Raw genomic sequence first — 7,866 nt, 5'->3', positions numbered from 1 at the left:
GAACTAAGTTTGTTGCCATGACGCGGCGCAGCGAGCAGATCAGCCTCCACCTGAACGCCTACCTGACGGCGCACAGCACGCCGCCGGACCCGGTACTGCGGGAGCTGGCCACCGAGACGGCGGAGCGCTTCCCCAGTGAGGTCACCCTTCAGGTGGCGCCCGAGATGGGCACGCTGCTGACGCTGCTCACCAGGCTCGGCCGTGCCCGCTCCGGGATCGAGGTGGGCACCTTCACCGGCTACTCGTCCATCTGCATCGCCCGCGGTCTCGGCTCCGGCGGGCGGCTGCTGACCTGCGATGTCAGCGAGGAGTGGACGTCGGTCGCCAGGAAGTACTGGGAGAAGGCCGGGCTCTCCGATCGGATCGAGCTGCGGCTTGGGCCGGCGCTCGGAACGCTGCGCTCGCTTCCGGAGGAGGAGGCGTTCGACGTCGCGTTCATCGACGCGGACAAGCTCTCGTACCCGAAGTACTGGACCGAGCTCGTGCCGCGGGTGCGCAGCGGCGGCCTGATCATGGTGGACAACACGTTCTCGCACGGCCGGGTGCTCGACGCGGGCAACGACAATCCGTCGGTCATCGCGGTGCGGACGATGAACGATCACGCCGCGGCCGACGACCGGGTGGAACTGATCATGCTGCCCATCGGCGACGGCCTGACGGTCGCACTGAAGCATTAGGCGCTCTTGACGGCCCCGCCCAGGTAGAGCTCGCCGATCTCGGGGTGCTCGAGCACCTCGCGGCCGGTGCCGGACAGCCGGACCGTGCCGTTCTCCATCACGACCCCGTAATTGGAGAGCTTGAGGCCGGACCTGGCGTTCTGCTCCACGAGCAGGATCGTCGCGCCGTTGCTGTTCATCTGCCTGGCGGCGGCGAACACCGACTTGAGCACCAGCGGGGACAGCCCCATCGAGGGCTCGTCGAGCAGGATCAGCGCCGGGTCGAGCATCAGCGCGCGGGCGAACTCCACCAGCCGCTGCTGGCCGCCGGACAGTGCTCCCGCCTTCATCCCGGCCCAGTCCCTGACCTGGGGGAACAGATCGAAGACGGCATCGATCCTGGTGTTGACGAGCTTGCGGTCGCCGATCATGTAGCCGCCGAGGTCGATGTTCTCCCTGACGGTCATGTCCGTGAACAGGCTGTGGTTCTGCGGCACCTGGACCACGCCGAGCTTCAGGATCTGCCGCGGCGACTTGCCGGTCAGCTTCTCCCCGCGCAGCGTGACCGTGCCGAGCCGCGGCCGCAGCAGGCCGCTGATCACCCGCATCAGCGTGGATTTGCCGGCGCCGTTCGGCCCCACCACGCAAGTGATGGACCCCTCGGGCACTTCGAACGTGACGCCGCGGAGCACGTCGCCGCCGCCGTAGCCGGCGACCACGCCCTCCATGACGAGTGCGGGCTCAGTCGCGGCGGGCGCGGCGGGCGCTGGCGTGGTCATCGGGGGTCCTCCTCCTCGTCCTCCTCGTCGATGTCCGCGCCCAGGTAGGCGTCGAGCACGCGCTGGTCCGTCCTGACGATCTGCGGCGGCCCGCTTATCACGGTGGCGCCCGACTCGAGCACCGTGATGGTGGAGCACAGCCCCATCACGAACTCCATGTTGTGCTCCACGACCAGGAACGTCTTGCCCTGCTCGGCGTTGAGCTGGCGGATCCGGTCCGCTATGTGGTTGACCAGCGTCGGGTTCACCCCGCCGGCCGGCTCGTCGAGCAGGACGACCGCGGGATCGGCGACCAGCACGTAGGCGAGCTCCAGCAGCTTGCGCTGCCCGTAGGACAGCGAGCCGGCGAGCAGATGGGCGTGCCCCTCGATGCCGACGAACTCGAGCAGGTCCGTCGCGCGCCGCCGGTGCTGCGTCCACGCGTCCTTGCCGAACCAGGAGAGCAGGTTTTTCGGCTTGTCCCGCGCCTGCGCCGCGATGAGCATGTTCTCGATGACCGTCAGCCGGGGGAAGATCCGCGTGAGCTGGAAGGTCCGGCCGATCCCGGTCGCGAACACCTTGTCAGGCGCGGCGTTGGTGATCGTCGTGTCGCCGAACCAGACCTGGCCCTCATCGGCCCTGTCGTACCCGGTGATCACGTTGAACAGCGTCGTCTTGCCCGACCCGTTCGGGCCGATCAGGCCGGCCACGGTGCCCTCGTCCACCGCGATGGACGCGCCGTTGAGCGCCTGCACGCCGCCGTAGGCCTTCTTGATCCCGTCGGTCCGCAGCAGCGCGGTCACCTGGCACCTCCCGAGCCGCCCGAGCCGATGGACGTGGCGGACACCGACCCCGTGGGCGGGCCGCCGATGCGGGTCGCGGGGATCACCGCGGGCCGCCCGCGGCTCCGAAGCTTGGTGATCCACTCGCCGCCGGACGGGACGATCCCGCGCGGCATGAACAGCACGACGATGAGGAAGACGCCGCCGAGCAGGATCTCACTCAGGTACCCGCCGGAAAACTCCGGCTGGGTGTTCAGCCAGAGCGTGACCGGCTCGACGATCAGCGCGCCGAGCACGGTGCCGGCGATCGAGCCGTAGCCGCCGAGGAATGCCATCAGCACGATCGTCAGGTCGAACAGCGGATCGAACCCCGTATTGGGCTGCACCTGGCCGATGTAAAGGAACCAGACCGACCCGATCATCGCGGCGATCGAGCCGGAGATGACGAACGCCCACAGCTTGACCCGCATGGTCCGCACGCCAAGCCCGCGCGCCCGGTCCTCGTCGTCCCTGATGGCACGCAACTGGAGGCCGAAGCGGGACCGGCGGATCAGCCAGGCGATGGCGATCGTGCCCGCCGCGATGGCCAGCGCGATGTAGTAGAAGGGCGTGTTGAACCCAGACGCCGGCCAGGTGATGAACGGCGCGTTCATCCCGACAGTGCCGTGCGTGAACGACAGGTTGTAGGCCATCAGCTGGAAGATGAAGAAGACGGCGATCGTGACCACGATGAACGTATGCCGCCTGACGCGCAGCGCGATCAGCCCGAACGGCACCGCGATGATCGCGCCGACCACGCCCGCGAGGGGCAGGAGGGCGAATGCCGACGCCCCGTTGAAATGCCAGGCCGACGCCATGCTGCCTAGCGCGTAGGCGCCGCTGCCGTAGAACACCGCCATGCCGAGCGAGATGTAGCCGGTGTTGCCGGAGAAGATGTTCCACGCGCTCGCGACCGTGACGTAGATGAGCGCGAAGACGCCGTAGTTCGTGACCGCCGGGTCGGTGTAGACCTTCGGAAAGGCGATCGCGATCACGGCGAGCGCGAGCAGTCCCGCGACCTTGAGCACGAGGTCGCGGCGGCCTGTGCCCAGTGCCTCATCCGCGGGCACGCTGACCTGATCCGTGGACGTGCTCACTGGGCCCGCACCGCCGTCCGGCCGAACAGGCCGTTCGGGCGGATGACCAGCACGAGCACCAGAGCGACGTAAAAGACGAGGACCGCCCAGGTCGGGTACCAGATCGTCACAACCGACTCCAGGGTGATCATGAAGACGGCCGCGCCGAGCGCGCCGCCGATGGAGCCCATGCCGCCGAGGATGATGATGGCCAGCAGCCGCGAGATCAGGTCGTAACCGCTGTTGGCGTTGAAGGCGTTGGTCGCCCCGTAGACCATCCCGCCGGCCGCGGTCACCGCGACGCCGACGCCGAAGGTCAGCGCGGCGACCCGGTTCACGTCGATGCCGACGAGCCGCGCGGCGGTCTCGTCCTGCATCGTGGCGCGGACGCTGCGGCCGAACCTGGTCCGGTACAGCAGCGCGTACAGCACCACGACGAGGGCGATCGCCATGATGAACCCGTAGATGTAGATGTCCTCGATGTAGAAGCCGAAGACGTGCACGGTCGAGTTCGTGGACGGTGCGTTGATCTGGACGTCGTTCGCCCCGTAGATCTTGTACAGGACGCCTTCGATGATCAGCGCCACCGCGTAGGTGACCAGCAGCGTCATCGATGTTCGCTCGGTGCCGCGCAGTCGTCTGATGAACGCCCAGTGGATCACGACGCCGATGATGAACATCGCGGGCACGGTGATCAGCAGCCCGAGGAACACGTCGATGTGCGCCTTGGTGAACAGCGAGTAGCTGAGGTAAGCGCCCAGGATGACCAGGACACCCTGGGCGATGTTGATGATGTCGAGCACGCCGAAGATCAGGGTCAGGCCCGCCGCCATGAGGGCGTACACGCCCCCGATGAGGATCCCGTCGACGATGGCCTGCGATATCTCCCGCGCCATAAAAGCTCCGTCCTGGTCGGTTCATACGTGATGCTGGTCAGCCCTGACGCTCGGTCAGCCCGAGCTCCACGGCGACTTCTTGATGATTGCCGTGCTGGCCGTCGCTCCCTGCGGCAGAACCTGGACGAACTTGGTCCCGTTGCCCTGCCACTGGAACATGAAGGCCGCCGCCAGGCTGTTCTCGCCGAGTGAGTCGAACTTCACCGGCCCCTGCACGCTGTTCAGCGTGACACCGCTGTGCAGGTAAGCGGTGATCTTGGCGTTGTCGGTGCCGCCGGTGGCCACGATGGCCTGCTGCGTCACCTGGCCCACCGAGTAGGCCTCGGCCACGTCCGCGCCCACGCCGGACGCGCTGCCGCCGTACTGCGCGACGTACTCGCTGACCATCTTCGCGCTGGCCGCGTTGTTGTACCCGGGGTACCAGCCGTTCGGCACCATCATGCCGTCCGCGTTGCCCGCGCCCACCGCGGTGATGAACGCGGCGCCCTGGTCCGGGCCGGCCGCCGCCACGAACCACTTGGGGGTGTAGTGGTTGGTCTCGAACGCCTTCATGAACGCCGCGACCGTGGGCACGTCCGTGGAGCCGAGCACCACGACGTCGGGCGCCTTGCCCGCCACGTTGTCGGCCTGCGGGGTGTAGGACGACGGCTCGGCAGGGAAGATGTTCGAGTAGACGGTCTTCACGCCGAGCGCCTGCAGCTTCTGCTGAGCGAGCTGCACCGGCGGGTCGGCGAACGGGTCCTGGGCCATCGGGTACGCCGCGGTCTTCGGCCGCTGGCTGGCCGGCAGGCTCGCGATGTAGTTCACGAACGGCATGATTTCGTCCGCGACCGGCAGGGACACGTCGAAGACGTTGTGGTCGGCCTCGTTCTGCGGGGTCTGGAACACCGTCGGCGCGCCGCCGGCGCCCTCGATGAACGCGAAGCCGCTGCGGGCCGCCACCGCCGACGCGGGGGTGGTCAGCAGCGAGGAGAACGGCCCGAACGTCAGGTCGACGTGATCGGTGTTGATCAGCGTCTGGTAGTTGGTGACCACCTGGTTGGGCGAGCTGGCGTCGTTCAGGATCGTCAGCTTGACCTGACGGCCCATGATGCCGCCGGCCGCGTTGACGTCCTTGGCCCAGAGGTTGTAGCCCTTCTGATAGGCCAGCCCGTCCGCGGAGAAGTCTCCGGTGAGGGACAGCGACGCGCCGATGCTGATCGGCGTCGTGTTCGCCGAGCTGCTCGCGCTCGCGCTCGGGCTTGTGCTCGAACTGCTGCTGCTACTGCCACTGCTAGTGCAGGCCGCAAGGACGCCTACGGAGAGCGCGACGGCGCTCACCGCGATGGCGTTCCTGGAGAACCAGGGGAGGGATGCTCTCACGCCCGGTTCCTCCTTTCCTCCTGGGGGTTAGGGTTCTTCGGGGTCGAGCCCGTCGGAAACTTCGGCGTGCTCACTGTCGAGGGTTATACCGGCCGATTCGGCCTCTTGCGCGATAAACGCAGCGAAATCAACGTCACCGTAACCACGGCCGACCAGCCCCTGAATGAGCTGATGGACGACCGCGGCCACGGGCATCGGAACCTCGCGTTCCCGCGCGGCCGCCAGTCCGAGATCGAAATCCTTTCTGAGCAGCTTAGAGGTGAAGGTCGGTTCGAAGTCGAGGTTGACATATGCCGGTGACTTGTACCTGGTGAACTGGGAGCCCACCACGCTTTTGTTCAGGCAGGACAGAAACGCCTCACGGCTGATTCCGCTTGCCTGAGCCAGGATAGTGATCTCCGCCATCGACGCCGCGATGACGCCGAGGAACAGGTTATGGCAGAGTTTGACTATCCGCGCCAGCTCGCCCTCCCCCACGTAGGTGACGCCGCTGCCCAGCATGGTCAGGTAGGGCTCGGCGGTGTCGAACGCGTCGCGCGGGCCGGAGACGGCCGCAGTCATCCGGCCGGCCTCGACCACCTTGGGGTTCCCCATGACCGGCGCCGCGAGCAGCGCGGTGCCGCGCTCGGCGAGCCGCTCCCTGACGATCGACGAGGCGTCCGCGGACACCGTCGAGCAGTCGACCACGATCTTCGGGGAGGCGCCGCCTGAGATGAGGCCTTCCGGCCCGGTCAGCGCCGAGATCAGGTCGGCCGGGGTGCTGAGGGCGGTGAAGACGATGTCGCACGCGGCCAGTTCGGATATCGACCCGACCGCGGTCGCGCCAAGCTCGACGAGCGGGACGGCCTTGGCCGCGGTGCGGTTGTAGACAGTGACGTCGCAGCCGTGCGCGAGCAGGCGGCGCACCATCGCGGCGCCCATCCGGCCGGTGCCCAGCCAGCCCAGCTGGAGTGCGTCAGCTTCCTCAGTCATCCCGTCCTCGTCTGGTTGCCCGTCGCCTTGGCTGGGCGCAATTAGCACAATCGTTTGCACCAGAGAGTGCTACTCGCCTCACTGGTTTGTCAATGCCGCATATCCAATCTGTTACACAGCCGTGCCCGAAGTGCGGCAACGCGACGCAGGGGCGGCTGTGCAACCGGACGACGAGAGCAAGCCATGCGTCTCATCGCACGAGGTACAATCACCTCAGGTAGATATATGTACGGATATAACGGATGCAATCGAATGCAGTGTACTACCCTCGGCCGCGTCCGGCGGTGCCTTGTGCTGTGGCTTCGTGCCCGGTTCCGGGCACGTTTAGTACTGTCGCCGGGCCCATTATGGCCGGCTCCCGTTGCCGTCGGCCCCAGAACGCGGCTAACCTCGATTCACGGTCAGATAATTGAGTTGACGTTCCCTGCGGCTTGATGATCATCGTGGCGGGAACCGGAACTTGAGGGTGCGGTTGTCCCACCACGGGATCGGGGTCTCCATCTCGGCGAACCCGGCGTCGATGAGGGCGGGGTGGTGGCTGCGCAGGTTCAGTGCGCAGGTGACGCCGGCTTGGTCGATGTGCAGGGTGCCGGTGGCGTCGAGGAAGTCGCGCCACAGGGTTCCCGGTGTGGCGTGCTCGTAGCGGGATAGTTTGAGCGCGAGCAGCCGGTACAGGTTCCCGGCGATGACGGTGAGGGTGGTGTCCAGGTCCACGTTGAGGGAGACACCGCTGGTCAGGGCGTCCAGGTGGAACCCGCCGATGTAGGCGTCCAGCTCGTTTTCGATCATCATCCGCTCGGCGTAGCGGGCGAACAGGGCCTTGCGGGTGGTGTCTGTGTCGTTGGTGATCAGGAGGGTGGGCTCGTCGCGGCCGATGTTCTTGATCGCGATCTGGCGGACCTGGCCGCTGATGCCGGTGAGCTTGATCATGTCCTCGTGCATGCGGGGCCGCCGGTAGCGGCCGGAGCGGGCGATGACCGCGCCCTTCCATTCTGAGGCGGGGAGGGCGGCGAGGCGGGCGAGCTCGGTCTTGCCGCGCTGGCGCAGGGTGAGCCAGGTGATGCCGCGGGCGGACAGTTCTTCCAGGATCTTGCAGGTGGTGAGCTGGGAGTCGAAGACCAGCAGGCCGGGGTCGCTGCCGGTGGCGTTCTTCCAGTAGTCAGCGAAGGCGATGATCTCGGCGGCCTGCTCGGCTTTGGTGATGTCGGCGTTGGAGTACACCATGTCGCCGGCCGCATGGTCCTGGGCGAAGAACGTGAGGACGGCGCGGGTGCGCTGGGAGCGGCGGGGCACGTAGTGCTTTTCCAGGACGGCCTGGTCGCCGT

General features: G+C 67.1%; 8 protein-coding genes. 1 reads left to right on the top strand and 7 read right to left on the bottom strand.

Features of this window, described 5'->3' with window-relative positions:
- Positions 1-17: 17 nt before the first annotated feature.
- Entirely contained in the window at positions 18-677 is a 660-nt protein-coding gene (locus WA805_RS08000; protein WP_422285271.1) for an O-methyltransferase, read from the top strand.
- Here the strand turns inward: WA805_RS08000 and WA805_RS07995 are convergent.
- The 7 genes from WA805_RS07995 to WA805_RS07965 form a co-directional block, all read right to left on the bottom strand.
- On the bottom strand, positions 674-1,435 hold the full coding sequence (locus WA805_RS07995) for an ABC transporter ATP-binding protein (protein WP_424563492.1): 762 nt from the start codon (positions 1,433-1,435) through the stop codon (positions 674-676). The two genes, WA805_RS08000 and WA805_RS07995, sit on opposite strands and share 4 nt — an antisense overlap.
- Complete coding sequence (locus WA805_RS07990; protein WP_425242014.1) at positions 1,432-2,217, bottom strand: ABC transporter ATP-binding protein; 786 nt, start codon at positions 2,215-2,217, stop codon at positions 1,432-1,434. The genes WA805_RS07995 and WA805_RS07990 overlap by 4 nt, the downstream gene beginning before the upstream one ends.
- Entirely contained in the window at positions 2,214-3,332 is a 1,119-nt protein-coding gene (locus WA805_RS07985) for a branched-chain amino acid ABC transporter permease (protein ID WP_422285265.1), read from the bottom strand. Before WA805_RS07985 ends, WA805_RS07990 begins: the two co-directional genes overlap by 4 nt.
- The gene (locus tag WA805_RS07980; RefSeq protein WP_424563494.1) at positions 3,329-4,207 is read right to left on the bottom strand and encodes a branched-chain amino acid ABC transporter permease; all 879 of its coding nucleotides are present in this window, start codon (positions 4,205-4,207) and stop codon (positions 3,329-3,331) included. Before WA805_RS07980 ends, WA805_RS07985 begins: the two co-directional genes overlap by 4 nt.
- 54 nt (positions 4,208-4,261) lie before the next feature.
- The gene (locus WA805_RS07975) at positions 4,262-5,569 is read right to left on the bottom strand and encodes an amino acid ABC transporter substrate-binding protein (RefSeq protein ID WP_425242013.1); all 1,308 of its coding nucleotides are present in this window, start codon (positions 5,567-5,569) and stop codon (positions 4,262-4,264) included.
- A 27-nt stretch (positions 5,570-5,596) separates the two neighbouring features.
- Complete coding sequence (locus WA805_RS07970; protein WP_425242012.1) at positions 5,597-6,541, bottom strand: NAD(P)-dependent oxidoreductase; 945 nt, start codon at positions 6,539-6,541, stop codon at positions 5,597-5,599.
- Between the two features lie 438 nt (positions 6,542-6,979).
- Positions 6,980-7,866: hypothetical protein (locus WA805_RS07965; RefSeq protein WP_425242011.1), on the bottom strand; the 887-nt coding region annotated here is incomplete at its 5' end.

The sequence above is a fragment of the Trebonia sp. genome (assembly GCF_049794275.1).
GTDB lineage: Bacteria > Actinomycetota > Actinomycetes > Streptosporangiales > Streptosporangiaceae > Trebonia.
This window is presented reverse-complemented; position numbering and strand designations above follow the sequence as displayed.

Coding starts and splice junctions, on each gene's coding strand:
- WA805_RS07970 (WP_425242012.1), bottom strand. CDS start 6,541: ATGACTGAGGAAGCTGACGCACTCCAGCTGGGCTGGCTGGGCACCGGC.
- WA805_RS08000 (WP_422285271.1), top strand. CDS start 18: ATGACGCGGCGCAGCGAGCAGATCAGCCTCCACCTGAACGCCTACCTG.
- WA805_RS07980 (WP_424563494.1), bottom strand. CDS start 4,207: ATGGCGCGGGAGATATCGCAGGCCATCGTCGACGGGATCCTCATCGGG.
- WA805_RS07995 (WP_424563492.1), bottom strand. CDS start 1,435: ATGACCACGCCAGCGCCCGCCGCGCCCGCCGCGACTGAGCCCGCACTC.